Here is a 26459-nt window from a genome sequence, read left to right as displayed (position 1 = left end):
CTTGCCACCAACCATGTATCAGGCTATGAATGTAGTATACCATGTGGTCAAGTCCATTGAAAACGCATCCAGGCTAGTTCTTTTTTACCGCCCGACTGTAAAGGAGTTTTCGCCCACCGTCACATAGCTGCGCTGGTCGTCGTACTTCATTTGTACTTGTACTTTGTAGGTGCCATACTGCTCCAGCTTGGTCGAGACGAACGGCTCTGAGAAGTAGAAGCTGTTTGCTCTTTGGGTGTTGTACTTCCACTCTTTCCCCCGGTCTACGGTCTTGCCGTCAGGACCGATCAATTGCAGTCTCATTTGCACTTCCCTGGCAGCAGGGGCATCGTCTACCTCGACGAAGACGTTGAAGGTGCGCGGTACGTCTTTGTCGGTGTAGCCACTGATCGGATTGGAGAAGACGAGCGTTTTGTTTCTCGTCTGTTGAATTCCTTCGAGTACCATGACATTCACATTCGGTTTGATGATTTCCATCCGGCCGGAAGAGGCATTGTAGTCGACGAAGCCGCCCAATTTGTTGATGACGTCCTCTTGTGCCTTCGCAGCCGACGATGGCAGCTCATCGGCTATGCGATCACCGTCCAAATAAATGCGCAGTGCTCCTTCTCCCAGTGCTGTGGCTCCCCCTACTCCCGCAACTGCCACGGCAACAAGGGCAGACAACCATACTTTTTTCATGTGTGATACCTCCATTATGTGTGCGCATTGACGCGTAATTGATCCGAAAAATCTTCTCATTACCTTATACGCCCATAACGGAAAATAGTTGTGCTTGATTCAGAACTTTTTTCAACAATATCCACATTATCCACAACAGACGCATAAAGGGCTAACGCCACTTATACACAAAAACTTGTGAATAACCTGACTTTATCGCCCCAAATGATTTCACATTTTGTACTTGTCTGTTTTTATTTCGAGCAAAGGCAAAAAAACAAGCCCGGTACCTTGAGAGGCACCGGGCTCGACGTGATCGTACGGTTTCATGCGGGCTGTGCTCACTCGGCTTCCGACTGTGCCGACAGCCAGGTGAAGTAGCGCGATACGAGGCGAATCGCAACTTCGATCGCCTCTTCATTCGGCTCGATTTTGGCATGATGCAGGCCGTATGGCGTCTGCACGCCGAGCCAGAACAAAAAACCGGGGATGTCGCGCAGGAAGTAGCCGAAATCTTCGCCGGTCATCGCTTCCTTGCAGCAAATCATCGTCACGTCCGGGCAATCCTGCTCCACCCAGTCGATAAACGCTTCCGTCAGCGACTCTTCGTTGAAAACCTGGCAGTAGCCACAGCCATAGTCGATCGTCGCTGTACATTCAAAGCTGGCTTCGACGCCTTTGACCATGGATTCGATGCGCTGTTTCACCCGTTGCATCGACTCCATCGAGAACGTGCGAATCGTTCCCTCCAGCCTCGCCTTTTCCGCGATGATATTCTGCTTCGTGCCGCCTTCGATCTTGCCGACTGTGATGACGGCAGAATCGAGCGGATCGATGTTGCGGGCGACGATCGACTGCAGTTGCGTGACCAGATGGCTGGCCGCTACGACCATGTCGTTGGCGTTATGGGGAAAAGCCGCATGTCCGCCCTTGCCGACCAGGTCGATAAACAATTCTGACGTATTGGCGAACAGCAAACCTGGCTTGGTGGCAATGTGCCCGACCGGATACTCCGGTGCGATGTGCAGGGCAAAAATAAAGTCTGGACGCCACGCAGCAAATTCCGCGCTCTCCAGCATCGGCTGTGCTCCGCCCGGCCCTTCCTCGGCAGGCTGGAAGACAAACAGCAGATTGTCCGCAAGCGGATGGTGGGCGAAATGCGTCAACAAGCCGACCGCAATCGCCATGTGCATGTCGTGTCCGCAGGCGTGCATGAAGCCCTCATGCTCGGAGCGAAACGGATACGTCGTCTCTTCCGGGATCGGCAGACCGTCCATATCGGTTCGCCAGGCAAATGTGCGCTTCGGATTGGTCCCGTTCAGGCGCACGAGAATACCTGTGCGCCACGTCTTGATCTCCATCCGCTCCTGCGGCAAACGCGCGATATAGTCAAGCAGATAGCGCTGTGTTTTTACTTCCTGAAAGCCCGGTTCGGGAATTTTGTGCAGATCTCGCCGGATTTGCACAAAAGGCGATTCGCTCATTCCTCACGCCTCCTTGGCGGCAAAAGCCGCTACATGTCGGGCGAAGACGGACAGGAACTGGTCTGCATCCGCTTTTGTCAGAGTCAATGGCGGCAGCAGGCGGACAATCGTCTTTTGCGTAACATCCACCAAGATTCCCTCGGCGAGCAAATTTTTCTGCAGCTGGCTGGCCTCTTCCGCCGAGATGTGCAACGGGATACCGACCATCATGCCTTTTCCGCGCAGCTCCTGGAGCTGATCGGGGAAACGCTGGCGCAATTGCTCCAGGCCATCCCAGAGGTAGACGATCACCTCGTTGACATGTGCAGCGAAGGTCGGGTCCAGCAGTTCATCCAGAACGGCATTGCCCAAAGCCGCAGACAGCGGCGAAGGAGCAAACGTGGTCCCGTGGTCGCCCGGTTTGAACTGGTTCATCAGCTTCGGACCGGCAATCACTCCGCCCAGCGGCAAGCCTCCGCCCACGCCTTTGGCAAACAGGATCATGTCAGGCTTGACGCCGGCATGCTGGTACGCAAACAACTTGCCTGTGCGTCCCATTCCTGTCTGAATTTCATCGATGACAAAAAGCATCCCTTCTGCCTGGCAAATCGCTTCCACCTCTTGAAGAAAGCTCTCCGACAGCGGAATCACTCCGCCGGAGCCGAGAACCGGTTCCATCAATACGGCGGCCGGTTTGGCCTGCTTGCAAATCTCGCGCAATCCGTCTGCATCGTTGGCCTCCAGCTCAAAGACCGGAAAAGCCGGCTGCGGGAAGTCCTGGTACACGCCCGGCTGCCGCGTCAGGCGAACGGCGCCAAGCGTTCGGCCGTGGAAGCTGTTGCGCAGGACGACTACTCCTTCGCGCCCTTGTGCTTCTGTCTTCGTCCACTTGTGGATCAGCTTGATCGCCGCCTCTGTCGCCTCTGCCCCGGAGTTGCTGAAAAACACCTTGCCCGGGATCGTGTTTTCGACCAGACGCTGGGCGAGACGGATCGCCGGCTGGTTCAGGAAGACGTTGGAGATGTGCAAAAATTTCTTGCCTTGCTCCACCAGTGCCTCCACGATGCGTGGATGGGAGTGGCCCAGCACGTTTACAGCCAGGCCGGTGAACAAATCCAGATACCGCTTCCCCTCGGTATCGTACAAGTAGTTGCCCTCTCCCTTGTCGATTGCAATCGGCAGCCTTTTGTAGGTGGAGATGATGTATCGTTCATCGAGCGATTGCCAATCCATGCTGTCTCTCTCCCTTAGAGCTGACGCAGCTCTTGCATGATTTCTGTTTTCGAACGGGTTTTGTCGTCGATTTCCTTGATGATGCGTGCAGGTGCTCCCGCTACGACTACGTTCGGCGGCACGTCCTGGGTTACGATCGCGCCAGCGGCAACGACAGAGCCCTGGCCGATACGGACGCCTTCGAGAATGACCGCGTTGGCTCCGACCAGCACATCGTCTTCGATGATGACAGGGGTAGCCGATGGTGGCTCGATGACACCGGCAACGACTGCGCCAGCACCGATATGGCAATTTTTACCAATCGTGCCGCGTCCGCCTACTACCGCGTTCATGTCGATCATCGTTCCTTCTCCGATAACGGCACCGATGTTGATCGAAGCGCCCATCATAATGACAGCGTTATTGCCGATCGTCACCTGGTCGCGAATGATTGCGCCTGGCTCGATACGCGCCTGGATTCCTTTCATGTCCAACAGCGGAATTGCCGAGTTGCGACGGTCGTTCTCCACCACGTAGTCCTCGATTTTGTCTGCGTGCTGTGCCAGTACGGGCTCTATTTCCTTCCACTCGCCAAACACGACGCCGGTATTGCCTGTAATAAACGCCTTGGCATTGGCGCCGAAGTCGATCCCGTCGAGCTCACCTTTTATGTACAGCTTGACCGGGGTTTTCTTTTCGCTTTTCTGAATAAACGCGATAATTTCATGTGCATCCATCATGTTCACTGGGAAATCCTCCTTTTTAACATTGAAAAGCAATGAGTAGCATTCGCTATCCCATTGCTTTTGATTCTCTCGCAAGCAAATCGTAAATAGCGCTCCACGAAAGGCTGCTGCCTTCCATGACAGGATTTTGGTTCTTCACGTCAATCCCAGCCTCTGCGCTTCAGGGGAGCGGCACAAGCTTCGGCACTTCAGCCTTTCCTTTTTTCCTGTCCCCTGACAGCCTGCAAAAAAAGTACTCATCCTCTGTGCACCTCTATTTAGATTCATTATCCGAATTTCATCTTACTCTATCAAATTCCACAAGATGTGGCAACTTGTTTCTTGTTATCAGTATAGTGAGTAAACACTCTATTTTCCAACAATTTTACGTGGTATGATCGAAAATGCCTGCTCATTTTCCTGTAAGGAGTGATTGTATGCGCCCATTGCAAACAGATGACATTGCATTGCGTCCGATGGGTACGAGCGACACTGAGCAGCTTTTGTCGCTTCGTATCCGAAACCGCGAATTTTTGCAGCCGTTCGAACCGATCCGCAGCGCATCCTATTTCACCTATGACGGACAGTACGAACTGATGCAGCAGGCCGAACGGGAATTTGCTGCCGGCACCGGCTTCGCCTTTGGCATATACCTCTCGGCCACCGACGAGCTGATCGGACGGGTCGCTTTGGCCAACGTCGTCCGCGGTGCCTGGCAAAACGCGACAATCGGCTACTTTCTCGATCAGACGCACAACGGCAAGGGATACATGTCCACGGCCGTGCAGTTGGCGCTCTCCTTTGCCTTCGGTGAAGCCGGCTTGCACCGCGTCCAGGCGGGGGTCATGCCGCGAAACACGGCTTCGATCCGCGTGCTCGAGAAGAACGGTTTTCGCCAGGAAGGACTTTCGTTGCGCTACCTGCAAATAAACGCCGTATGGGAAGACCATCTTATCTATGCCATGACAGCAGAAGAATTTACTTGAGCCGCTCCAGAATCCGCCGCTTGCGGTACAGCATCATTCCGGCTTCGGCGACGTCCTGGACTGTAGAGCGATTGATATAGGCGCCAAACAGCATGCCAGCGATCGGAACAAGCTGAAACAGCTTTTTCCAGCCAAAATTCTCCGTGTAGGTCAGCACTACCTCACGCCATCCTTGCAGTTGGGCGACTACATCCTTTTGCGCAGCAGGATCGTCAAAGCGCGAAAGCTCGTCGAGGATGGCCTTTTTGCCTACGATGTCGGCAGAGGCGAATTGCAGACATTTGACGATAAACAGCCGCTCGCGCTTCTCCTCTGGCCGATAGCCGTAGCACAGCGCCATTTCTTGCAGGATTTTCAACGAGGTCCCCAAGAGCAAGGGAATGTCGATCGCAAGCGTAAACAAGCCGCCGATCCCTGTCGTGGCTCCCTGTACAGTGGCAAAGGTAGCGCGTGAATCCCGCAACTCATTGGCTACTTCGTTCATCAGCGAAAGCGGACTGTCAGCAACCGTCGTCGCGCCGTAGCTGGCCTGCTGAAGCGGGTCTGCTTTGCTGCGAAACCGGCTGTATACGGCTTGATCCTGAATCAGGTACTTCCCGCCTGTCTCGAGAAAGGCGGCCAGCTCATCGACTGCCATTCCAAGCTTTTCGCGGATGAATGCCGGCGTGACCCGGTCGAGCAGAACGAACGGCAGTCTCCCCAGCTTTTCCCAAAACCACAAATCATTTTGCGCCTTCTCCCACGCCTCTACTTCAGCCAGCGACCGAAGCAATTGTTCTCTTGTCTCCATTTCTTGCCTCCACTTCTCTTGCATGATTCAGCTGTCTGCGTCGGCCCGCTTCCACTTGCACTGGTTTCGCAACAGTTCACGGATAAAATCACGAAGCTCCGCCTCCGTGAAAAAGCATGCGAACTCTTCTTCTTTTTTTACGATTCCCATCTTCTTATGTTTCACCAATCCGCCTTCTGCGTGGAACCCGAATTTCTCCAGCAGGGCGCGCTGTTCCTCTGTCATCTTCACCCCTCCTAGAACTCGCTTGGCCGACCGCTTTGACCTGTCCTACCAAAAAAAGTCCAGGCCCTCGCGCTCAAGCAAGGGCTTGGACTGTCGGTAAGCTATTCGCCGACTACAACGGTAAACAGCAGCCGCTGCTCCTCTTCTTCTTCCGTCACCTCTTTGGAGTAGGAACGAGAAGAGGAGACGACACTGCATTGGAGGTAGGTCATGTAGTTGATGACTTCGACCGTATATTCCCCCTTGCGTCCATCCCGTTCGATGATGGATTGCAGATTGAGCGTGTCACGTCCTCCGGGCACTTCATCTTCCTTTCGGCTTGGCCGAATCGTCGTGAGTTTTTCCCCTTCATAGGAGACGACGACTTCGTTGGAGGAGAAAATCGGGGAGGTGCCGAAAACATGTCTCGCTCCAAACGGCACATTTCCGTACTCCCATACGGTGTCCGCCACATACAGGAAGCGTCGGTCCTCCTTGTCCTTTTCCCTCTTCACCTTTTTCATTCCTTTGAATGCGGCGTGGGTTGATGACAGCGTCAACTCCTCCAGGTCTTCCAGTGAACGAGAATCTACTTCAATCCGATCGCCGTCTGTGTACTCCTTGCCGCTTTTCGTATGCAGCTTCATGGGGAGCAGGTCGGGGCTTTCTCCCCTATCGCCAATCTCGCATGCGGGAGCCGAAGGTTTCGGCTTGGCTCCTTCGATCAATTGAATCGTACCGCACCATGAAAGATCCGGATTTTCCTTGCTGTAGTAGTTGATTTTATATCTTCCCACGCCGAGCTGGGACAATTCCAGTCCGGTGTGATCCCAGTTCAGCTTCGCATCGTCGACGACCACATTGTTGATCGCCCATACCCCCGGTCCTTCCTCGTCATCAGCGCTGCTGCCGTATTCGATATGGTCTGCTGCGGTTCCGAGCCAGATGCCGTAGATCGGGTCCTGGTACACCTTCACAATTTCTTGCGAGGAGCGCAAATTGCTTCGCTCAATCATCAGCGTGGAGCTTCTGTTTTGCTGGCTCAACAAATCCATCGTTGCCGACTCCGCCCCCGTCTCGCATGCTTTGACAGTGCCCGGAACCTTGATTTGAACCGTCATCGCCGTACGATTCTTTGCCTCGGACGCGGCGTCTCCCTGATCCGGCTCAAAGGTTACAGAGACGGTCAAGCCCGCCAGAAACGCTGGCAACTCTACATCAAACTGGTTCGATCCGGCCAGCGTCTGTCCGGTTCCACTTACCCGCCAGGAACCCGGAAACGTGGAAAATAGCTGGACTGTCGTGGCATCCTTCTTGGCGGTTATGGTTTGTTTGTCCTCCAACTGCTGGCCGTTTTCATCCGTTCCCATATAAAGTGTTGGCTGTCCGATGCGCAGTGTAGCTTGCCAAGGAAACAGAGTCAGATCATCCGGGAGAAAGGACAGTTCGTACTCCCCCGCCAGCAGGACACCAGTCGTAAATTTCAAACCGGAAAAGGTCTTGATCAAGGAGCCTGTCTTCTTGTCCGTCAGCCGCCAATCGCCCGGCAAACTGCTGACGAAGCTTTTGGAGCCGTTTTCGCCCAAAATCGGCACTATTTCACCGTTGTGGATTTTCTCGCCTTGCGCCACCTCACCCGGGTAGATCAGCGGGAAATTTTTGGCTTCAACGCGAAACAGAACGTGTACGCGACTCTCCTGACCGTACCCATCTGTTGCGACAAACGTCAATGTATGTACACCTGCATTCAGTTTTTCGGCAGGGATGGTGAAGCGCGGAAGCTGCCAGCGAAAAGCTGCCTCATCTGCGGACATCGCTTGCGCGTATTCGGAAAGCTCGATCCCGTCGAGGAGCACCTTGCTTTGGCTGAAAGTATCGCCATCCCCGTACGTCACCTGTGTCACGTCAATATCGAGCGGCGTATCAGGCGGCAAAATAAACTCGTCATTTTTCACCCAATTCCATCCGTTCAGATCTAAACCAGCGACCTGATAATCGTTGAAGACAATCTTCTCATGTACCGGCTTTTTGATCATCTGCGACAGCTGGCTGCCGGTTGTCGCATGGTTTTGTGCGCCTTGAGCAGGCGAAACAGCGATCCCGCTATAAAGACTGCTGGTCATCAGACTGGCAAGAAGCACAGATGCAACCCATTTTCTCACGTATTCCCTCTCACTTTCTTGGATGGCAATTTTTATCTGCCTAGTATTCGACACAATCGGACTAACTCCTGTCAAATGCGGGAAGGTATTATTTCCCTTTTGATATAGTTAAAAACTATCGAATTCATAATTATTATAGATTTGACGAATACTCATGCAACTGGTTACACTGGCTTCAGGAGGGGATTTCCATGACCCAGAAAAACAGTTGGAATGCGAGCTTGTACGATGAAAAGATGAATTTCGTCTCCCAGTACGGCAGTGGTGTGATAGAGTGGCTGCAGCCTGTTGCAGGTGAGCACATCCTCGATTTGGGATGCGGAACAGGAGATTTGACCGCGAAAATCGCCGCAGCCGGCGCCAGCGTGGTCGGCGTCGATTTCTCCCCCGAGATGATCGCAGCAGCCAAGAAAAAATACCAGTCGCTCTCGTTTTTCGTAGCGGATGGACATACGTTTCGCAGCGAAAGACGTTTTGACGCCGTCTTTTCCAATGCGGCGCTGCACTGGATGAAGCGGCCACAGGAAGTTATCGAGAGCGTCTGGCTGGCTCTTTCACCCGGTGGACGATTTGTCGCGGAATTCGGCGGCAAAGAAAATTGCCAGCAGGTCGTAGATGCGTTGGGCACGGTATTGGCGCAGCGCGGCATCGCGGCCGACGAGCGCAATCCCTGGTACTTTCCGAGCATTGGCGAATACACGTCGCTTTTGGAGCGACAAGGGTTTCGCGTGACGCTGGCTTCCCATTTTGATCGCCCGACGAAGATGCCGGACGGAGATCAGGGACTTCGCCACTGGCTCGACTCGTTTGCCGATTCCTTTTTCGCTGGGCTGCATCCAGAAGAACGCCAGCGGGTATGTGAAGAAGTGGCAGTGTGTTTGCGTCCAGCCCTCTACAAAGACGGAGAGTGGATCGTGGACTACAAAAGAATTCGTATCATCGCCCAAAAACCGCACTGACCCTGCACAAAAAAGAGCCCGGCCGTCTTGTCTGCGATCGACAAGGCAGCCGGGTATTGATTTTTCGTACTTTAGTACATGCCACCACCCATGACCATGACTTCTTCTCCTTCGTCAAGGCCGTCCACAATCTCCACGAAGTCAGTTCCTTCTACGCCGATCTCTACTTCTTTCGGCATCATCTCCCCTGACGCCGGGTCTTTCACCATGACCGATCCTTTGCCTGCTTCCAAGATTTCCACGGCATTAAGCGGCAAGCGTTTTACCCCTTCTTTGTGGGCTACGTAAATGTCGCAGTCCCCGGTCATTCCGTGCTTCATCTGCGACGCTTCGCTCAGTTCCACCTTTACCTGGAAGCGGACATCCTTGTCCTCGACCGTACCTTCCTTGGGAAGCTCTACGACTTTTCCCTGGAAGAATTCATTTCCGAAGGCGGTCAAGTAGACATCTACCTGCTGCCCCATTGCGATTTTCGGAATATCCATCTCGTCTACCGCAGCGACGAAGTAGACGGTTGAGGTGTCCATGATGATCGCTGCCGGTTCACTGCCGGTTGGCGTCTCTCCCTCTTTGACGTTCAGCTTGGTAATGACGCCGCCGATCGGGGCCACGACTCTCTTTTTGGCAATATCCCGGCGCTTTTGCTCCAGTGTCAGCTTTGCCTCCATCAACGACAGCTCTTTCTCACGCAGCTCCAGCCCGGCTGTCGTCATATCCATGCGAATCAGTTCCTGCCCGATCGTGACGAGATCGTCCTTTTCGATATTTACGCTATCGACAATTCCATGAGTGCCTGCCTTGACTTCGATCTCATCCGGGAATTCAAACGGCATGCGGATTTGGCTGCCATAAAACAACCCTTTTTCATCCGTATACTGCACTTCACCGAGATCTCCTGCGTACAGCGCCCCCGGATTTTTCACCAGCACCTCGATGTCGTGTTCGCCGCCAAGACCCAGCTCTTTCTTTCCGGTGGTGTCGATTTTGATGACCGTACCTTCCACATAAGAGAGCGTCGAAGTGATAAATACCTTTACCTTTTGTCCGACGCGGAACTGGTCTGCCTCGTAAGCGGAAAATTTCCCTGTGATCTTCAAATAGCCGGTTACCATCAGCTTGGCTACGATGCTTTCCGGAGTGACGGTATCGCCTTTGCGCACCAGCACCTCTGTTACCTTTCCTTCTTCCGTTGCGATAATCCGATCTTTTTTCTGTTTCAGTTCATCCAGGTCTTTTTCGGCGCGGGTGATCGCCAGCTCGAGTTTCTCGATTTCGAGCATGTCGTCGGTCCCATCGAGTGTAAACAGGACGTCTCCCTTGCTCACTGTCTGCCCTTCCTGAACGAGCAGCCTCTCCACCTTGCCGCTGACCTCGGGACGAACCTCCTCCCGTGCCTTCGCTTCTACCGTGCCGGGGGCGAAGATCGTCTGTGTCACGTCGCCCAGCTCGACGGCTGCTGTCGGATAGGCCGGCTCCTCCATGAACGTGTCATCCGCATCCGGTTTACTGGCAAAGAACCCTTGATAGCCGGCGTAGCCCCCGCCTCCCAGAACGACGGCTGCCAATGCTATAATGATCCATTTTTTCTTATTCATCTGCTTTTCCCCACATTTCTATTATTCTGAGCGTATTGCTTGCAAAGCGCTGAGTCTGGACGCGCGTATCGCCGGAAAAATACCTGCCAACAGGCCGATCAAAAAGGAGAAGCCAATGGCAAACAGGGCGAGCCAGGTAGGAATGTAGGCAAGGCGAATTTGTTCGCCATCCGCGCCTCCGCCGTACCCCATGCCCATCGATTGCAGCAATCCGGCCGATTCTCCCAAGTAATTCACTATTTCGACAGCGCCCCAGGCCATCGCCAGTCCGGCAACACCGCCGATCAATCCGATAAATCCGGACTCCATCAAAAACAGCCAGCGAATATTGAACACGGTGGCGCCAATTACCTTCATAATCCCGATCTCTTTCGTCCGTTCGAGGATCGACATGATCATCGTGTTGACGATCCCGATCGTCGCTACCAGAAGGGAGATCGCAGCGATTCCACCGAGAACGAGCTGGATGACGAAGAAGAATTGGTTAATCGATTCCAGCTCCCGCGCTGGAGACCAGACGTCGTAGCCTTTTTCCCGCAATGTTTGAACGACGCTCTCCACTTGCTCACGGGACTCTACTTTTACGGTAATCTGGTCAAACTCAAACTCGTTCTGCTGATTCCCCTGCTGCCGCGCACGAGACTGGGCTTGCCCGCCGTCAAAGCCGCCGCTGCGGTTCAACCACTCGTACAGCTCCATGACCAGCGGCAGCGGCACGTAGACCGAATGGGAATCACGACCGTTTTCGGACGGGTACAATTGCCCGACAATCCGTACGCGAATTTCCTTCTTCTCAAACTTCGGCTCGTCATTGAGCCGGTACTCCCGCGTCACGACCAGTGTCGCTGCCTTGTCTACGAGGTTGAAGGCTGTAGGCGTGCCGCCTCCCATCGGAGAAGGCATTTCCCACATTTCCTGCTGATTGCCGCCAGCGTTGCGGCGCCGCGCTTCCCGCTGTTCTCTTTCCTCGTCGCGCAAATTGCTGGCGACAGCAGCGCCGACGACGATTTCCTGCGGCGACCCGCTCAAATACGTCCCTTTTTCCACGTCGTTTTTCCGGTAGTCCGCCGATTCCCGCACGTCTACACCAATGAGATCGACGTAGCCTTGCCGCCTGCCTACTTCCAGCCTCGTATTTTCGTACATGCGTTTGATCGGCATCACCGCCGCGATGCCGGGGATTGCCTTCAATTCCTGCACCGCCGCCGCATTCAGCTTCTTGCGCTCGTCTTCCGGGATCATCCGGTCTTCTTCGGGAATCCAGTACAGCGGAGCGACATCCATCTCTGTCAAACTGCCCCAACTTTCCAGGCTTTTTACCGCATTATCCTTCAGGCCGATACTCAATGCCATCATTGCTACGATCGCAGCCGTGCCGATCATCACACCGACGGAGGTAAGCGCTGTGCGGAGCTTCATCCGCCACAGGTTTCTCCAGACGATGCGAAATGAGTCTATCCATTTCACTGTTGTTCACCCCATACCTTTCCTACGCAGGTCTTGTCCTTTTTTGTACAATGCGCCCATCCTGCATGTAGATAACCCGGTCGGAGCGCTCCGCCACTTCCTGCTCATGTGTAACAATGATAAACGTCGTTCCGTTCTCCTTGTTCATCTCCCGCATCAGTCCCAGAATTTCCAGCTCGGTCTTGCTGTCCAGATTTCCCGTCGGCTCATCGGCGAGGATGATGCTCGGTTCGTTGACCAGCGCACGGGCGATACTGACCCGCTGCTGCTGCCCGCCGCTGAGTTCGTTGGGGCGGTGGTGAATTCTTCCTTCCAGCCCGACGCGGTGAAGAATCTCCGTCGCTTTCTCCCTTCTTTTCTTGATGCCTTCTCCGGCAAAAATCAGCGGAAGCTCGACATTTTCCAACGCCGTCAAATTGGGCAAGAGGTTGTACGACTGAAAAATAAAGCCCATGCACCTGCGGCGAAACAGGCACAACTGGTTCTCGTTGTAACGCGAGATTTCCTCCCCGTTGACAAAGATTCCGCCCTCATCCGGCTTGGTCAGGCCCGCCAGCAAGTTGAGCAAGGTCGATTTGCCGGAGCCAGACGAGCCGCACAAGGAGACGAACTCTCCCCGCTGGATGTGCAGATTGATGTCAAACAGGACGGGTACCTTGAGCTTGCCGGTCCCATAGCTGTGGTTAACATCCTTGACCGTCAGTTCCCCTGTTGCATTTTGCATTTCCATTTTCCCCCATTTGTAGAAACAAAAAAATAATATCTTATTTATAGACGAATAAGATGGTAAAACGTAACAGCTTTTTGTAAAATTTTCTTTCTCATTTAATGGAATCTACATATAACTGTAACATTCGTTTTTCAGAAAATTTGATACAATGAAGACGTCAAATACTTGAGGAGAGGCGAAGAATCGCGATGAGAATCTATCGTTTTCTGTTTGAAACTACCACTCGTCAATGGATCGAAATCATCAAGGCACCCAGCATGTTTGAAGCAGCCAAACAAGCCAAACAGCTTGCCCTGAAGCGTTCCAAATCGATGTCGATGCCAATCAGTTTCTCCTTTCATCACGCTACTTCGAAATAACGGCAAACGCCTGGAAATCAAAGGCTCTCGCCCATGCGGGAGCTTTTTTATTTGCCCATGTGTACTGCACTGTTATGGGAAGTTGTTGACATCCTGCCACTTTTCCTCTTCAATAGAAACTAATCATAATTACTTATCGCTGATTGACGTTCATCAAGCGGTGAAAAAGGGAGCTAAACAGATATGACCATTCGGAAAGCATTGACCATTGCAGGATCTGACACAAGCGGCGGAGCAGGATTGCAAGCAGACCTGAAAACCTTCCAGGAGCGCGGCGTATTCGGGCTGACCGCGATTACCGTCATCGTCGCCCAGGACCCGCACAACGGCTGGTTCCACGAAGTGTTTCCCATCGATGTTGCCGTTTTGGAAAAACAAATCGAGACGGTTCTTTCCGGGATTGGCGTAGACGCAGCCAAAACCGGGATGCTCGGCTCAACAGAGCTGGTCGAGCTGGCGGCGCGAAAAATCACGCAGTACCAGCTGAAAAACGTAGTCGTCGACCCGGTGATGATTTGCAAAGGTGCCGACGAAGCGCTCCATCCGGAGATCGCCAACAGCTTGCGGGAAATTCTTTTGCCGCATGCCACTGTTGCCACCCCGAACCTGTTCGAAGCTGCGATTCTCGCCAAAATGGGGGCGCTGCAAACCGTCGACGACATGAAAGAAGCGGCCAAGCGCATTCACGAAATGGGTACCGCATATGTCGTCGTAAAAGGCGGCGGCAAGCTGCAGCATCAGCATGCAGTCGACGTCTTCTTCGACGGAAGATCATTTGAGGTGCTGGAAGCCGAGCGCTTCGACACGACCTTCACGCATGGCGCCGGATGCACCTTCTCTGCGGCGATTTGTGCGGAGCTGGCAAAAGGAAGTGCCGTACGCGACGCAGTGCTTTTGGCCAAAGATTTCATTACGGAAGCCATCCGCCATTCCTTTGCCCTGAACCAGTATGTAGGGCCGACCAACCACGGCGCTTACCGGCAAAGCGGCAAGGCGTAAACGATACGAGCATGCAAAAACTCCTGGCACATCTCGTTGGTACGAGTGATTGCACCAGGAGTTTGTTTTGTTTGCTCATCCTTCTCTCTTCAATGCTGCTTCCGTCTGGTTGGATACACTGCCTGCTCTTTTCCTCATCGAGCTGACCGTAAACACGACCAACGCTGACCAAATGCATGTAAAGCTGATCAGATGCGTGACCGTAAACGGCTCTCCGAACAGGAACACCGCTGTAATCAACGACATCGTCGGAGAGAGGTACTGGATAAAGCCGATTGTGGAGAGCGGCAAGGTCTTAGTCGCTTCGGCAAACCACATCAGCGGCAGCGCTGTCGCTGCTCCACTGAGCGTCAAGAGAACAATTTTCCAGCCATCCATCGACCAGGCCACGTCTGTTCCCTGTGTCTGCAGCATCCCCAGATACAACAGCGCGATCGGTGTGACCAAAAGCGTTTCCAGAGTGACGCCGATGATTCCGTCCATCCGCAGCATCTTTTTCGCGAGACCATACAGGGCAAACGTCAAGGCAAGCGACAGCGCCACCCACGGGAATACCCCGTACTGGAAGGTCAGGTACAACACGCCCACTCCCGCCAGTCCCAGTGCAGTCCACTGTCCCTTGGAGAGCCTCTCCTTGAGGAACAGGACGCCAAAAAAGACGCTGATCAGCGGATTCATGTAGTAGCCAAGACTCGTCTCCATCACTTTGCCGTTGGTAACGGCCCATATGAAAATCAGCCAGTTGGCACTGATGGTCAGCGAGCAGACGAGCATCGCAATTTTGCTTTTGATGTCAGGCAAAGAACTGCGCAATTGGCGCCAGCGCCTGGAAATCGTCAAAATGACGGCAACAAACACGAATGACCATACAATGCGGTGGGCCAATATTTCCAAGGCCCCCATCGACTGAAACAAATTCCAGTACAACGGAAGCAAGCCCCATGCCAGGTACGCAATTACAGCGTACAGTATTCCCCGTTTCATTACTCTTGCCTCCACGTCTCTCTGTTATTTCACTACCACTGCACTAAGTTAAAGTTGACTAATTTTTAATTGTAGCAATTTTATCTCTATAGTACAATAGATTCACTTCTTTTTTATACGAGAAAGGTCGAAAAACAATGATCAAAAACTGGCGCTATGTCCTGCTCGTCTTGTTCGGTGCCTGCAGCTACGGAATCTTGTCCTTGGCAATGAAACGCGGATTTGCAGCAGGCTTTACACCTGGTGAATTGAGCAGCGGCCAACTTTGGTTTGGCGGCATCATCATGGCATCTTTCGCCTTCTTTCTGTCGCGGGAGTCAATTCGTATTCGCCATCTCTTACTGCTCGCTCCGGTCAGCCTGGTGATGGCGCTGGCGAGCGTTTTGTACCACCAGGCGGTAAGCGAAGTGTCCGCCTCGCTGGCTATCGTCCTGTTCTTTCAGTTTACCTGGTTTGGCGTGTTTCTGGAATCAATTTCCACACGAAAGTGGCCGGATCGTGCCACCTGGATTTCCCTCGTAATGTTGAGTGGCGGAACCTTTTTTGCCAGCGGGCTTGGCGAAAGCGGGCTGCAAGACGTCAGCCTGACCGGTTTGGCAAGCGGACTGCTGGCTGGTTTCAGCTTTGCTACTGTCATTTTCCTGAACGGTCGGCTCGCTCCGGCGATGAACCCGTTTTTGCGCAGTGCAGTTTCCATCGGCATGGCGGCCATTATGCTTTCCTTTGTCTACCCGCCCTCGTATTTGTGGAACGGCAGGCTGCTGGAGGGAATGTTGCCGTACGCGTTGCTCGTCGCCTTCTTTGGTTCGGTCATTCCGATCTACTGCCTGGCTGTCAGTGTTCCCCGCCTCGGCAATGGCTTGGTGACGATGCTGAGCGCGATGGAACTGCCAGCCGTCGTGCTGATCGCCAGCTTTGTCCTGCATGAGCCTGTCTCCATTACCCAGTGGGGCGGCGTGCTGATGATTCTCGCTGCCATCGCCGTGCCGCAGATTGCCTGGAGCCGGCTCCTGCCTTCCTCTCAGGGACGGCAGAGCAGCAACGTGCATGACTAAACCATATGCCAACTACAACAAGCGTGCGGGACGTCGATCTGTCCTGTGCGCTTGTTTTCGCTGTGAAACATTTTGACAGCAATCAGCAGGAAATCGGATCATTTTACAGAAATTAGGGAGATAAAAAAGGAGAGGAGCTCTTGAAATGGAAAAACGGCATACAGTGCTGCTGCAGCAAGTGCAGGATTATCGAGAGGAGACATTGAGGGCGATCGATGGTGTCACGGAAAGCATGGCGGACGTCATTCCTGCCGGATTCAACAACAACATCCGCTGGCATTTGGGCCACCTGTACCTGGACCAATACTTGTGGCTCCAGCATCTGACAAAAGAGGAGATTCCGCTGCCTGCAGGGTTTCGCGAGTGGTTCGGCTACGGAACGAAGCCTGCTGACTGGACAAGCCCGCCGCCTTCGCTGGACACGCTTCGCCAGCTTCTGGCGGAACAGCCCGGGCAGATACGCGACATGTACAGCCATCGGCTTGAGGAAGAATTCCCCGCTACAGAATCAGGGATGCACACAATCGCTCAAGTATTGGTCCGCACGATCTTTCACGAAGGGCTTCACCTGGCTGCGATCAACAGCATCCGCCGCTTCGTCCCGCATCAGAAATGACAACCACCTGACCGGAGAATCGTACATATACAAAAGCCCGGCACAGGACCAAGCGAATCTCGTCCTTGCCGGGCTTGCTATTGTCTGCCTGTACGCATGACACTGTCTGATTGCACATGAATTTGTATGGGGCGATCGATGGGACTCGAACCCACGAATGCCGGAGCCACAATCCGGTGCGTTAACCCCTTCGCCACGACCGCCATGCCTGATCTTCACTTGGTAGCGGTGGAGGGAATCGAACCCCCGACCTTTCGGGTATGAACCGAACGCTCTGACCAGCTGAGCTACACCGCCAAAAGTGAGAAAATGACAATGGAGCGGGTGATGGGAATCGAACCCACGCGACCAGCTTGGAAGGCTGGGGTTCTACCATTGAACTACACCCGCGCAAACCGAGAAAGAAGAGCGTGCCCTGAGAGATTCGAACTCCCGACCTTTTGATTCGTAGTCAAACGCTCTATCCGGCTGAGCTAAGGGCACATACGTTACTCGTCTTGCTCCAACTCGGTACGAAACAGTCTACCATATCTTGATGCAAAAATCAAGAATGAACCGCTTGCGCCACTTCTGAAACAGCGCCCATGCGCTTCACATCGTCGCTCGTCACTTTGGACAGCTCGTTTACAAACTGGATTTGGAAGCTGCCCGGCCCCTCGTTGATCGTATGGCGCGCTGCCTTCTCGGCAGCCACTCCGTAGCTGACCAAAGCCGCTGCGCCAGCAGTCAGAAAATCGCGCTCCACGGCAGCAAACGCTCCCATCACCGAAGTCAGCAAGCATCCCGTCCCTGTTACCTTCGTCAGAATCGGATCGCCGTTTTCGATGCGGTACACTGTACGTCCATCTGTAATGATGTCTACTTTACCGGTAACCGCGACGATTGTACCCAACTGCTCGGCTGCTTTTACCGCCATTTGGTCGATGTCCTGTGTGCTGTCCGTCGAGTCGACCCCTTTCATCTGCTGCGCCTCTCCGATCAGGTTGGCAATTTCACCGGCATTTCCCCTGACGATATCTACTTTTACCTCACGCATGATTCTGCGCGCAAGCTCCAGCCGGTACGAGGTAGCCCCTGCCCCAACCGGATCAAACAAGACGGGAACCCCGTGCTGATTGGCGGACTGGCCGGCGATGACCATCGCTTCTGCCTCTGCTTCATCCGGTGTGCCCATGTTCAGGACTACGGCGCCAGCCAGTTTCGCCATCTCGGCAACTTCTTCCTTGGCATGCGCCATAACGGGAGAGGCTCCCAGAGCCAAAAGGCCGTTCGCCGTAAAATTGGTGACCACCCGGTTGGTGATGTTGTGTATCAACGGATTTTGCTCCCGTACCTTTTCCAATGTACGTGCTACCTTCTCAAGCATGCTGTCTCAACCTCCGTTTTTTTGCTGCAGCTATCAGACCGGAACCATTTTATGAACTTCCATTACATGTCCCAATTCGGGATGTGCTTGTTCTTTACCGATAATAACATAAGATTGCTCCAACTTGGGCAGTTCGCGTGCATTTGCCAGGACTGCCCTGAGTCGCCCGTCCGTGCACGCCACCTGACCACGGTAGATGTAGTGGCCAGCCCCTTGCTTCACGATCTGCAGCTCTTTGATTTTCCCCGTCACTTTCATCCGCTCGTCCCGGTATGGAATCCGCTGCTCATCCACCCATTTTTGCTTGATTTCGTCTGTCGGCAGCTCTTGTGAACGAACGAGAAACTCCCAGTCGCGGGAATGAGGGAAAATATTTTTGGTCTCCTCCAAAAAAAGATTGTACTCGTCGTGAAGCAAATCGATGTAATCATCCGCTTCCTCCGAGATGACCCGGATCGATTCTTCGCCGCAGTGGCTGATGTGGAAGGCGAGAAATTTGAAGCTCTCGACGATCTCAAAATTGCCCCACCCCCAGGCCTGATTGCTGAGAGAACCCCCTCTGGTTCCGCATTTGGTACAAGTAAAGTAGTAATTGGTCGTCATCGCAGGTGCCCCTCTCCCGAAATCCTCCTTTCTTTTGGTATCGGACAGGGAGCCGCGGACATTTATGTTGGATTGTTATTTCTCTCCATGTGAAACGCTCTGCTTTTGATTTCGAGCGGAATTCCGGCAGTCACCAGGAATACCTGTTCGCACGCTTTGGCTGTGCGCTGATTCAAGATCCCCGCCAGATCGCGGAACATTCGCCCGAGCGCATGCTCCGGCACGATCCCGTAGCCGACCTCGTTCGTGACGAGCAACAAGCTCCCCGGAAAGCGGCGAATCGCCTCCTGCAATGCGTCGATTTGCTGCAACACTCCTGCTTCTCCTGAGGAATACTCCAGCCGCAACAGCCAGTTGGAAAGCCAAAGCGTCAGGCAGTCGACCAGCACTACCGTCTCCTTTTGCGCCACTTCCTCGCGTTCGCCCAGTTTCTGCAGCAGGCTGTCCAGCGCAAACTGCTCCTCTATTGTCTCCCAGGAAAAGGAGGATTGGTCGCGCCGCTGCCGATGCAGACGGACGCGGCTTTCCAGTTCATCGTCGAACACAGGTGACGTCGCGATATAGATGCCCCGCTTGCCCAAGTGGGCTGCATACGATTCGGCAAACGAGCTTTTTCCGCTGCGCGCCCCTCCAGTCACCAAGATTGCCATCTGGCATCTCCCCCTTTTGCTCGCTGCCAGGTCCGATGACTCGTCATTCACCGGCGCGCAGCATGATTTGCGGCAGATGGTGAACGGGATGCTCCAACACAATCGGACGCGTCCCGTACACGTCTTCAATCAGGCCGCTTTGCAGGATGTCGTCCGGTCTGCCTGTCTCGACCTGTCTGCCCTGGTTCAACAGCAGCAGGCGATCACAGTAAAGCGAAGCCAGATTCAGGTCGTGCAACACGGCGACGACCGTAACTCCCGTCGTCCGCTGCCAGCTTCGGACGATATCCATCAACTGAATTTGATAGCCGATGTCCAGATACGTCGTCGGTTCGTCGAGCAGCAGAATACGCGGCTTTTGGACCAGCGCCTTGCCTAAGGCAACACGCTGCTTTTCCCCGCCGCTCAAGCGGTCCAAGGTGCGGTGCTGCAAATCTTCAAGCTCCAGCAAGGACACGATCTCATCCACGAGCGCTCCGGCGTCCTCCCGCTCTTCGCCGAGCCAGTTCTGGTACGGAAACCTTCCCATTTCCAGCACTTCACGCACCTGAAAACCGACCGGCGGCAACGTCTCCTGTTCGAGAACAGCCAGGATGCGCGCCAGCTCCTTGCGCGAATAGCGCTCGATGTTTTTCCCGTCGATCGCCACCGTGCCCTCATCACCCCGGATCAGGCCGGACATGATCTGCACAAGCGTCGACTTGCCGCTTCCATTCGGACCGATGACGCCAAAAAACTCGCCCTTGTCGACGTGAAATGTCACAGCCTGCAGCACGGTTTTGTGCATGTATCGTTTGCCCAGTTGGTCTACCCGGATCATCGTCCGATCCACTCCCTGTTCCGTTTGTTTCGTTTCAGCAGGTAGGCAAAGAACGGCGCCCCCAGAAAAGCGGTAATGACACCCAGCGGAAGCTCGGTTGGACTGAGCAGCATACGGGCCAGCGTATCCGCCCACAAGACGTACACTCCTCCCATAACCGTGGCCACCGGCAGCAAAATCCGATAGTCAGGTCCGACGAGCAGTCGCACCAGATGCGGCACGACCAGTCCGACGAAGCCGACGATCCCCGCGATCGAGACGGCCGCCGCTGTCAAAAGCGTAGAGACGAGCAGGACGATCAGCTTCGTCCGGTCAACCTGTACCCCCATATGGGCTGCCTGCCGCTCTCCCAAGGCGAACAGGTTGAGCGAACGAGCGTAGGAGACGAGGATGAGAAAGCCGACCAGCAAATAGGGGACCAGTACGTACGAATACGACCAGCCGCGAAACGAGAGGCTGCCCATCAGCCAGAAGACGATCTCATTGACGACCTTGTCGGACAAAGAGACCATAAGCGAGACGAAAGAGCCCAAAAACGCCTGCACCACTACGCCAGACAAAATCAGACGCTCGGTATGAAGGACTCCTTCGGTTCTCGCCAGGCCAAGCACGATCCACAAGCTGCAGCAGCCCGTGACGAAGGCGACGATCGGAATCCCCCACTCGCCGAAAAAAGCGAACTGAAGCCCGAATAAAATCAAAAAAGCCGCTCCTACTGCAGCGCCCGAGGCGACACCCATCGTATACGGATCAGCCAGCGGATTGCGCAGAACTCCCTGAAAGCCGGCTCCCGCCAGCGCCAGGCAAGCACCGACCAAAATCGCCAGAATCACGCGAGGAAAACGCACCTTCATAACGATCTGCTCCGCCGAATCCGCCCATGTGACCGGGACCCAATCGCCAACAAACGGAATCTGATGGAGGATGATCATCCACACCTGCGACAGCGGCAGATTGGCCGATCCCATGGAAATGCTGGCGATGGTGGAAAACAGCAGGATGATACCGCCTACTCCCATCCATGCCAAGAGCCTGCGTTTCATTTACTTCACCCGATCCGGGTAAACCGCTTTTGCCACTTCGATCAACCCTTGTGTAATGCGTGGACCCGGACGTGAGAGGATGTTCTGGTCCAGTCCGAATACCTGACTTTGCTGGATCGCCGTGATTTTGTCCCAGCCGCTGCGGTTCAGGATGATCTCATCCAGGCTCTTGCCTGTCGTCATATCCGTCACTCCGTCCGCGTAAAGGATGACATCCGGGTCTTCCAGAAGCACCTTTTCCTCGCTGATCTGATTCCAGCCCTCGGTGTCGCCGGCGATGTTGATCCCTTTTGCCAAGGCGATCAGCTCGTCCATGTACTCGCCTTTGCCTACTGTCCAGCCGGGCGCGAATTCGATGTACACTTTCTTTTGATCGTCTGCTTGTATGTCCTGAAGCGCATCCGACACCCGTTTGATGTCGGCTTTCATCTGCGCTACCACGTCTTCTGCTTGCTGCTGGCGGTCGGTGATGATGCCGACAGTCAAAATGTTTTGCATAATTTCATCCAGGCTGGAGGGATGGGTAATGTATACCGGCAAGCCGAGCGATTGCAGCTTCTGCGCAACCGGTCGCTCCATGGAGATGCCGCCGATCACCAAATCCGGGCTTTGCTCCAGAATCGCTTCTTCATTCGGCGAAGTAACGCCGCCCACCTTTGGTTTGGCCAGCGCCTCCGCAGGATAATCGTCGTAATCGGAAACACCGACTACATTCTCTCCCAATCCCAGGGCAAACAAAATCTCGGTTTCGGCAGGCGACGTCGAAACGATCCGCTCAGGGGCCTTTTCAAACGTAATTTCGTTGCCCGTCGCATCGGTGATCGTCAGCGGGTAGACGGTCTTGCGTTCTGTCTCTCCGGCAGATTCCGCCGCTTGCTGGGTGCCCTGATTCGTCTCAGGCTGAGGGGTGGTTACCTGACTCGTGCCGCTGCAGCCTGTCAAATACAGGATCACCAGCGCGGGTATGAACCATTTGCGAAGCCTTTTCATCGTACATTCTTCCTTCCCTTGCCTTTTTGCTCATTGTGGTTGCGTTCGCACAAAAGAAAAACCCTTTGAATCCAAAATGGACATACAAAGGGTCGGCTTTTCAGGCATCCTGATTCGGCCGCTCCTTTCCGCGAAGGAACGCGCGATATTCGACAGGCAGGTCTCCTGGCTTGCGGGTGTCAGACGCCCTCCCCTTCCCGTTTCAGCTTGGAAACAGTGGTTTGCGAAAGCGCTACCCGTTTTACAGTGGCGGGACCGCGCCGGATTTGCACCGGCTTCCCTTTTCACCTCGTCTGGCAACGAGGCACCTGTCGACTGTACCACTATGATGTTGGTTGGCATTGCTGATCGTTTTTGCAGAATACAACCATCATAGCATTGTTGCGGGAAAAAAAGAACAAGCGAAAGTTCGCAGCTTATGCTTGTGCGTTTGCCGCTTCTCGTTTCTGCATATAATCGAGCAGACCCATGGCGCTGACTTCCGCATCGATGCGGATATAGGAAAACAGCTCGTGCTCCTCGTCGACGCCCTGCTGCCGCAGCTCATCTTTCACGCGCGCGAACAGGCTGTCGCGCAGCTGCTCGTATCCGCGTCCGGCGGCGTACGCCTTTTCGCCTTCCTCGACGAAGATCGGCAGCCAGCGGAGCACCTGGCGATACGCTTCTTCGACCTGCTCGCTCATGCCGAAATGGCCGAAGTACAGCCGATCGAGCTTCATCTCGCGGTAGCGGGCAATCGCGCTTCGCATCTTGTCCGGATCAAACTGATTGGGTGACGTGGACGGGAGGAAAAACGGAACGCCTTCGCGCGCCAACTGGCAGTAGTACACACCCGCTGTATCCCCCGTAAACATGCCGTTGCTCACCGGATCGTAGATGCTGAAATGGTGGTTGGCATGTCCCGGCGTATCCAAAAACTGAAGTGTGCAGGCAGGACCAATCTGCAAGGTTTCGCCGTCATGCTTGGCAACAATCCGCTCCTGCGGCACGGCAACGATCGGAGCAAACAAGGAATCGAACAACGCCCCGTAGACCGCCTGTGCCCCTGCGATCAGGCGCGTCGGATCGACGAGGTGGCGTACTGCCTTGGGATGCGCGACGATGGTTGCATTCGGGCAGTCCGCGAGCAGCAGACCTGCTCCTCCTGCGTGATCCAGGTGAATATGGGTGAGAATGATGTACTTCACTTGCTCCAGCGTGTAGCCGAGCCGCTCCAGGCCGGCTCGTATGTAGGGAACAGACGGGCTAGGTCCTGTCTCGACGAGCGTCAGCTCCTCTTCTTCAATGACATAAATCCCCGTTCGTTCAGGCAGTCCACTGTCATAGCCGTCGATGAGCCAGACGCGCTTTCCCAGATCGATTGGTTCTTTGCCAGCTACTTTCTCTTCCACATTCCTTCCTCCTTGTCCAGCGTTTTCGCGGAAACACGCGTATTTACGTTGGAAAAAAGCTGCCGTATCCTCACGTACGGCAGCTTCCTGTTGTCATTGTCGTTTGCTTACAGCGATTGAAAAGTTTCGGTCAAGACCGGGACGATTTGCTTTTTGCGGGAGACGACACCTTTGAGCAGCGCTTTGTTGCCCTCCAGTTTGACGTTGTAGGCTTTTTCCACAGCGTGTGCCGCACTGCCCAGGGCAACCGCGTAGGAGTCGTTGTTCAGGATGTCGGTGACGACGAAGACGAACAGATCGAGCCCTTTTTCTGCGATAATCGCAGACAAAGCCGCTTCCAGCTCATCCTGGCGAGCCAGCACATCGTTGACGTCGACTGCGTTGACTTGGGCGATCTCGACTTTGGCGTTGCCCATCTGGAATTCCTTGGCGTCCAGCGAGATCAACTGCGCAATCGTTTTGTCGCTCAGGTCAGCACCCGCTTTCAGCATGGACAAGCCGTACGTTTCCAGCTCGACGCCTGCGATAGCAGCAAGCTCATGCGCTGCTTTCACGTCCTGCTCGGTGCAGGTAGGCGATTTCAGCAGCAGCGTGTCGGAAATGATCGCAGACAGCATCAGACCGGCGATTTGCTTCGGTACCTCAACTCCGTTTTCCTTGTACAGCTTGTTCAGGATCGTCGTCGTGCAGCCCACTGGCTCCGCGCGGAAGTAGAGCGGATTGGCTGTCTCGAAGTTGGCTACGCGGTGGTGGTCGATGACTTCCACTACCTGCACCTGCTCGATGTCAGACGCGCTCTGCTGACGCTCATTGTGGTCGACGAGGATCACTTCTTTGACTTCGTTTGCGACAGTCTCCACCTGGCGAGGCGCCTGTACCTGGAAGTAATCGAGGACAAACTGCGTCTCGGAATTGACCGTGCCCAGACGGACAGGCTCTACGTTGTCGCCGAGCTTTGTTTTCAGGTCCGCATAGACTAATGCGGAGCAAATCGAATCGGTATCCGGATTTTTATGGCCGAAGATCAGTTTTTTTTCCACTTCGCATACCCCTTATTCGTATTTTGGCGAGAAAATTATACCACACAATTGCCGATAATCCCATCTGTCATTGCGCGTTCGGCAAGCGAAAAAAAGAGGGCCGTCCGGCCAAAGCCTTGGGACACCCTCTTTTGGTTTTCGGTTACTCGGTTTGCGCCAGCTGATGTTGTGGCTCAGGCACCAGCTTGCGAATCTCAATTTTGCGGATACGGTGTTTTTCTTTTTTGCGGATGATGAACGACAGATCTCCGTACCTCCACTCCACGCCCTCTTTCAATGCAGGCTTCTGGCTGTACAGCCATCCCCCGATCGTATCCACTTCGTCTTCGTCGATGTCTACGCCGAGCAGGTCGTTGACTTCGGACAGCAGCACTTTTCCGTCGACGATCAGGTGCTCGTTACCCTTCAGCACCTCGATCTCCGCCTTCTCTTCACTGTCGAATTCGTCGCGAATCTCACCGACGATCTCCTCCAGGATGTCTTCGATCGTGACCATTCCGGATGTACCCCCGTACTCGTCAACCAGCACTGCGATATGCGTTCCTTTTTTCTGCATGATCTTCAGCAGGTCCTTGACCGGAGTCGCTTCTGAGACCGTGATTACCGGGCGAATCAGCTTCTCGATGTCAAGCTGCTTGTCATCTGCCAGGCGCAGGAACAGCTCCTTCGTGTTCAGCACGCCGACAATCTGGTCTTTGCTTTCCTCGATGACCGGAAAACGGGTGTACTGTTCTTCCTTCATCACGTCCACGATTTTTTGCAAGGAATCGGTGCGATGCAGACACACCATATCGGTACGCGGCACCATGATTTCACGTGCCAGTAGCTCGTCAAAGTTAAAAATATTGTTTACGTAGCCGTACTCCGCCTGGTTGATCTTTCCGCTTTCGTAGCTTTCGCTGAGAATGAGGCGCAGCTCTTCTTCGGAGTGGCTCTCCTCATGCTCACTCGCGGGCTTCATCCCGAACAGTCGCAGCAATTTCGTCGCGGAACCGTTCAACAGCCAGATTGCCGGATACATGATTTTATAGAACAGGATGATCGGACGGGCACAAACGAAGCTGACCCATTCCGCTTTCTGGATCGCGACCGTCTTGGGAGCAAGCTCGCCAACGACCACGTGCAGGAAGGTGACAAGCAGGTACGCCGTGATAAACGAGATGATCCCGACAAGCTGGGCCGACATGAACGGAGCGAGAAGCGGGTACAAGATTTGCTCGACCGTCGGCTTTCCCAACATCCCGAGTCCCAGTGCGGTAAGCGTAATTCCCAACTGACACGCAGACAAGTAGCCATCCAAGTTACTGGTTACTGTTTTTACAGCAAGCGCATTTTTCCGACCTTCCAGCACCATCTGGTCTACCCGGCTCGAACGCAAGCGAACGATCGCGAACTCGGTGGCGACGAAAAAGGCAGTGAGAAAAATCAGCACAGCAACCAGAAACAAGTTTAGAGTTAACAATGTTCTATCCCCTTTTGTATTTGTAACTTCTACAGTAATTGTATAAAAAGCAGCCTATTCCAAGCAAACGACACCAGGCCTGTTTTCGGTCGATTTTTACTCATTTTCGACGATCCTGCCAGTTTACG

At 54.1% G+C, this 26459-nt stretch carries 26 protein-coding genes, 4 tRNA genes and 2 riboswitches; of the genes, 6 read left to right on the top strand and 24 right to left on the bottom strand.

Translation table 11 applies throughout. The features are described 5' to 3' along the window. Positions 1-84 precede the first annotated feature (84 nt). The 4 genes from ACAF76_RS06620 to dapD all read right to left on the bottom strand — a co-directional run bounded on the left by ACAF76_RS06620 (position 85) and on the right by dapD (position 4081). Positions 85-681: a hypothetical protein gene (locus ACAF76_RS06620; RefSeq protein ID WP_400163137.1), complete on the bottom strand. Its 597-nt coding sequence runs from the start codon at positions 679-681 to the stop codon at positions 85-87. Positions 682-1001: 320 nt separating this feature from the next. Further along, positions 1002-2144 (bottom strand): N-acetyldiaminopimelate deacetylase, encoded by a 1143-nt coding sequence (locus tag ACAF76_RS06615; protein ID WP_400163136.1) that lies wholly within the window; start codon positions 2142-2144, stop codon positions 1002-1004. Positions 2145-2147: 3 nt separating this feature from the next. After that, a complete protein-coding gene (locus ACAF76_RS06610) occupies positions 2148-3356 on the bottom strand; it encodes an aspartate aminotransferase family protein (protein ID WP_400163135.1) in 1209 nt (402 codons plus the stop codon). A 14-nt stretch (positions 3357-3370) separates the two neighbouring features. After that, on the bottom strand, positions 3371-4081 hold the full coding sequence (gene dapD, locus ACAF76_RS06605; RefSeq protein WP_400163134.1) for a 2,3,4,5-tetrahydropyridine-2,6-dicarboxylate N-acetyltransferase: 711 nt from the start codon (positions 4079-4081) through the stop codon (positions 3371-3373). Positions 4082-4160: 79 nt separating this feature from the next. Next, positions 4161-4345, bottom strand: a riboswitch (Lysine riboswitch). Between the two features lie 152 nt (positions 4346-4497). Here dapD and ACAF76_RS06600 point away from each other — a divergent pair. Beyond that, entirely contained in the window at positions 4498-5046 is a 549-nt protein-coding gene (locus ACAF76_RS06600; RefSeq protein ID WP_400163133.1) for a GNAT family N-acetyltransferase, read from the top strand. Here ACAF76_RS06600 and ACAF76_RS06595 read toward each other — a convergent pair. From ACAF76_RS06595 to ACAF76_RS06585, 3 genes are all read right to left on the bottom strand, one after another. Continuing rightward, the gene (locus ACAF76_RS06595) at positions 5039-5836 is read right to left on the bottom strand and encodes an EcsC family protein (protein WP_400163132.1); all 798 of its coding nucleotides are present in this window, start codon (positions 5834-5836) and stop codon (positions 5039-5041) included. The two genes, ACAF76_RS06600 and ACAF76_RS06595, sit on opposite strands and share 8 nt — an antisense overlap. A gap of 27 nt (positions 5837-5863) precedes the next feature. Next, the gene (locus ACAF76_RS06590; RefSeq protein ID WP_400163131.1) at positions 5864-6061 is read right to left on the bottom strand and encodes a hypothetical protein; all 198 of its coding nucleotides are present in this window, start codon (positions 6059-6061) and stop codon (positions 5864-5866) included. Between the two features lie 101 nt (positions 6062-6162). Continuing rightward, a complete protein-coding gene (locus tag ACAF76_RS06585; protein WP_400163130.1) occupies positions 6163-8202 on the bottom strand; it encodes a hypothetical protein in 2040 nt (679 codons plus the stop codon). A gap of 191 nt (positions 8203-8393) precedes the next feature. Here ACAF76_RS06585 and ACAF76_RS06580 point away from each other — a divergent pair, with 191 nt between their 5' ends. Then, a complete protein-coding gene (locus ACAF76_RS06580) occupies positions 8394-9161 on the top strand; it encodes a class I SAM-dependent methyltransferase (protein WP_400163129.1) in 768 nt (255 codons plus the stop codon). Between the two features lie 71 nt (positions 9162-9232). Here the strand turns inward: ACAF76_RS06580 and ACAF76_RS06575 are convergent, their stop codons facing one another. From ACAF76_RS06575 to ACAF76_RS06565, 3 genes are read right to left on the bottom strand one after another with little or no spacing between them, the layout of a single operon-like run. Beyond that, positions 9233-10756: an efflux RND transporter periplasmic adaptor subunit gene (locus ACAF76_RS06575; protein WP_400163128.1), complete on the bottom strand. Its 1524-nt coding sequence runs from the start codon at positions 10754-10756 to the stop codon at positions 9233-9235. Positions 10757-10777: 21 nt separating this feature from the next. Beyond that, positions 10778-12223, bottom strand: a complete 1446-nt coding sequence (locus tag ACAF76_RS06570; protein ID WP_400163127.1) for an ABC transporter permease — start codon at positions 12221-12223, stop codon at positions 10778-10780. 22 nt (positions 12224-12245) lie between these two features. Beyond that, entirely contained in the window at positions 12246-12947 is a 702-nt protein-coding gene (locus ACAF76_RS06565; protein ID WP_400163126.1) for an ABC transporter ATP-binding protein, read from the bottom strand. A gap of 194 nt (positions 12948-13141) precedes the next feature. On the opposite strand from ACAF76_RS06565, the gene ACAF76_RS06560 reads away from it, so the two are divergent. Next, positions 13142-13312, top strand: coding sequence for a hypothetical protein (locus ACAF76_RS06560; protein ID WP_400163125.1), 171 nt, complete (start codon positions 13142-13144; stop codon positions 13310-13312). A 183-nt stretch (positions 13313-13495) separates the two neighbouring features. Beyond that, a complete protein-coding gene (pdxK, locus tag ACAF76_RS06555) occupies positions 13496-14311 on the top strand; it encodes a pyridoxine/pyridoxal/pyridoxamine kinase (RefSeq protein ID WP_400163124.1) in 816 nt (271 codons plus the stop codon). 75 nt (positions 14312-14386) lie between these two features. Here pdxK and rarD read toward each other — a convergent pair whose 3' ends face one another. After that, the gene (gene rarD, locus ACAF76_RS06550) at positions 14387-15295 is read right to left on the bottom strand and encodes an EamA family transporter RarD (protein ID WP_400163123.1); all 909 of its coding nucleotides are present in this window, start codon (positions 15293-15295) and stop codon (positions 14387-14389) included. A 137-nt stretch (positions 15296-15432) separates the two neighbouring features. On the opposite strand from rarD, the gene ACAF76_RS06545 reads away from it, so the two are divergent. Beyond that, positions 15433-16350: an EamA family transporter gene (locus ACAF76_RS06545; protein WP_400163122.1), complete on the top strand. Its 918-nt coding sequence runs from the start codon at positions 15433-15435 to the stop codon at positions 16348-16350. 145 nt (positions 16351-16495) lie between these two features. Further along, a complete protein-coding gene (locus tag ACAF76_RS06540; protein WP_400163121.1) occupies positions 16496-16966 on the top strand; it encodes a DinB family protein in 471 nt (156 codons plus the stop codon). Positions 16967-17093: 127 nt separating this feature from the next. On the opposite strand, the gene ACAF76_RS06535 is transcribed toward ACAF76_RS06540, so the two are convergent. The 13 genes from ACAF76_RS06535 to ACAF76_RS06475 all read right to left on the bottom strand — a co-directional run bounded on the left by ACAF76_RS06535 (position 17094) and on the right by ACAF76_RS06475 (position 26331). Beyond that, positions 17094-17169 (bottom strand) — tRNA-His (locus ACAF76_RS06535). A 17-nt stretch (positions 17170-17186) separates the two neighbouring features. After that, positions 17187-17263 (bottom strand) — tRNA-Met (locus ACAF76_RS06530). Between the two features lie 19 nt (positions 17264-17282). Further along, positions 17283-17356, bottom strand: a tRNA-Gly gene (locus ACAF76_RS06525). A 19-nt stretch (positions 17357-17375) separates the two neighbouring features. Then, positions 17376-17449: transfer RNA gene (locus ACAF76_RS06520), tRNA-Arg, on the bottom strand. 61 nt (positions 17450-17510) lie between these two features. After that, positions 17511-18332: a hydroxyethylthiazole kinase gene (gene thiM, locus ACAF76_RS06515; protein WP_400163120.1), complete on the bottom strand. Its 822-nt coding sequence runs from the start codon at positions 18330-18332 to the stop codon at positions 17511-17513. A gap of 33 nt (positions 18333-18365) precedes the next feature. Next, positions 18366-18935 (bottom strand): hypothetical protein, encoded by a 570-nt coding sequence (locus tag ACAF76_RS06510; RefSeq protein ID WP_400163119.1) that lies wholly within the window; start codon positions 18933-18935, stop codon positions 18366-18368. Positions 18936-18997: 62 nt separating this feature from the next. Next, on the bottom strand, positions 18998-19585 hold the full coding sequence (gene cobU / locus ACAF76_RS06505) for a bifunctional adenosylcobinamide kinase/adenosylcobinamide-phosphate guanylyltransferase (protein ID WP_400163118.1): 588 nt from the start codon (positions 19583-19585) through the stop codon (positions 18998-19000). A 43-nt stretch (positions 19586-19628) separates the two neighbouring features. Further along, complete coding sequence (locus ACAF76_RS06500; protein WP_400163117.1) at positions 19629-20405, bottom strand: ABC transporter ATP-binding protein; 777 nt, start codon at positions 20403-20405, stop codon at positions 19629-19631. Next, entirely contained in the window at positions 20402-21448 is a 1047-nt protein-coding gene (locus ACAF76_RS06495; protein ID WP_400163116.1) for a FecCD family ABC transporter permease, read from the bottom strand. Before ACAF76_RS06495 ends, ACAF76_RS06500 begins: the two co-directional genes overlap by 4 nt. After that, positions 21449-22438, bottom strand: coding sequence for an ABC transporter substrate-binding protein (locus tag ACAF76_RS06490; RefSeq protein ID WP_400163115.1), 990 nt, complete (start codon positions 22436-22438; stop codon positions 21449-21451). A 138-nt stretch (positions 22439-22576) separates the two neighbouring features. Continuing rightward, a riboswitch (cobalamin riboswitch) is annotated at positions 22577-22765 on the bottom strand. Positions 22766-22854: 89 nt separating this feature from the next. Further along, on the bottom strand, positions 22855-23829 hold the full coding sequence (locus ACAF76_RS06485) for an MBL fold metallo-hydrolase (RefSeq protein WP_400163114.1): 975 nt from the start codon (positions 23827-23829) through the stop codon (positions 22855-22857). Positions 23830-23936: 107 nt separating this feature from the next. After that, positions 23937-24869, bottom strand: coding sequence for a manganese-dependent inorganic pyrophosphatase (locus tag ACAF76_RS06480; RefSeq protein ID WP_400163113.1), 933 nt, complete (start codon positions 24867-24869; stop codon positions 23937-23939). A gap of 142 nt (positions 24870-25011) precedes the next feature. Continuing rightward, positions 25012-26331 carry a hemolysin family protein gene (locus ACAF76_RS06475; RefSeq protein ID WP_400163112.1) on the bottom strand — a complete coding sequence of 440 codons (1320 nt, stop codon included), beginning with the start codon at positions 26329-26331 and terminating at the stop codon, positions 25012-25014. Positions 26332-26459 lie beyond the last annotated feature (128 nt).

This window comes from Brevibacillus sp. TJ4, from assembly GCF_044627595.2.
GTDB lineage: Bacteria > Bacillota > Bacilli > Brevibacillales > Brevibacillaceae > Brevibacillus.
This window is presented reverse-complemented; position numbering and strand designations above follow the sequence as displayed.

Bases quoted from the DNA above. Each gene is read 5' to 3' on its own strand.
- ACAF76_RS06620 (WP_400163137.1), bottom strand. From the start codon at position 681: ATGAAAAAAGTATGGTTGTCTGCCCTTGTTGCCGTGGCAGTTGCGGGA.
- ACAF76_RS06615 (WP_400163136.1), bottom strand. From the start codon at position 2,144: ATGAGCGAATCGCCTTTTGTGCAAATCCGGCGAGATCTGCACAAAATT.
- ACAF76_RS06610 (WP_400163135.1), bottom strand. From the start codon at position 3,356: ATGGATTGGCAATCGCTCGATGAACGATACATCATCTCCACCTACAAA.
- ACAF76_RS06600 (WP_400163133.1), top strand. From the start codon at position 4,498: ATGCGCCCATTGCAAACAGATGACATTGCATTGCGTCCGATGGGTACG.
- ACAF76_RS06595 (WP_400163132.1), bottom strand. From the start codon at position 5,836: ATGGAGACAAGAGAACAATTGCTTCGGTCGCTGGCTGAAGTAGAGGCG.
- ACAF76_RS06590 (WP_400163131.1), bottom strand. From the start codon at position 6,061: ATGACAGAGGAACAGCGCGCCCTGCTGGAGAAATTCGGGTTCCACGCA.
- ACAF76_RS06580 (WP_400163129.1), top strand. From the start codon at position 8,394: ATGACCCAGAAAAACAGTTGGAATGCGAGCTTGTACGATGAAAAGATG.
- ACAF76_RS06575 (WP_400163128.1), bottom strand. From the start codon at position 10,756: ATGAATAAGAAAAAATGGATCATTATAGCATTGGCAGCCGTCGTTCTG.
- ACAF76_RS06565 (WP_400163126.1), bottom strand. From the start codon at position 12,947: ATGCAAAATGCAACAGGGGAACTGACGGTCAAGGATGTTAACCACAGC.
- ACAF76_RS06560 (WP_400163125.1), top strand. From the start codon at position 13,142: ATGAGAATCTATCGTTTTCTGTTTGAAACTACCACTCGTCAATGGATC.
- pdxK (WP_400163124.1), top strand. From the start codon at position 13,496: ATGACCATTCGGAAAGCATTGACCATTGCAGGATCTGACACAAGCGGC.
- rarD (WP_400163123.1), bottom strand. From the start codon at position 15,295: ATGAAACGGGGAATACTGTACGCTGTAATTGCGTACCTGGCATGGGGC.
- ACAF76_RS06545 (WP_400163122.1), top strand. From the start codon at position 15,433: ATGATCAAAAACTGGCGCTATGTCCTGCTCGTCTTGTTCGGTGCCTGC.
- ACAF76_RS06540 (WP_400163121.1), top strand. From the start codon at position 16,496: ATGGAAAAACGGCATACAGTGCTGCTGCAGCAAGTGCAGGATTATCGA.
- thiM (WP_400163120.1), bottom strand. From the start codon at position 18,332: ATGCTTGAGAAGGTAGCACGTACATTGGAAAAGGTACGGGAGCAAAAT.
- ACAF76_RS06510 (WP_400163119.1), bottom strand. From the start codon at position 18,935: ATGACGACCAATTACTACTTTACTTGTACCAAATGCGGAACCAGAGGG.
- cobU (WP_400163118.1), bottom strand. From the start codon at position 19,585: ATGGCAATCTTGGTGACTGGAGGGGCGCGCAGCGGAAAAAGCTCGTTT.
- ACAF76_RS06500 (WP_400163117.1), bottom strand. From the start codon at position 20,405: ATGATCCGGGTAGACCAACTGGGCAAACGATACATGCACAAAACCGTG.
- ACAF76_RS06495 (WP_400163116.1), bottom strand. From the start codon at position 21,448: ATGAAACGCAGGCTCTTGGCATGGATGGGAGTAGGCGGTATCATCCTG.
- ACAF76_RS06490 (WP_400163115.1), bottom strand. From the start codon at position 22,438: ATGAAAAGGCTTCGCAAATGGTTCATACCCGCGCTGGTGATCCTGTAT.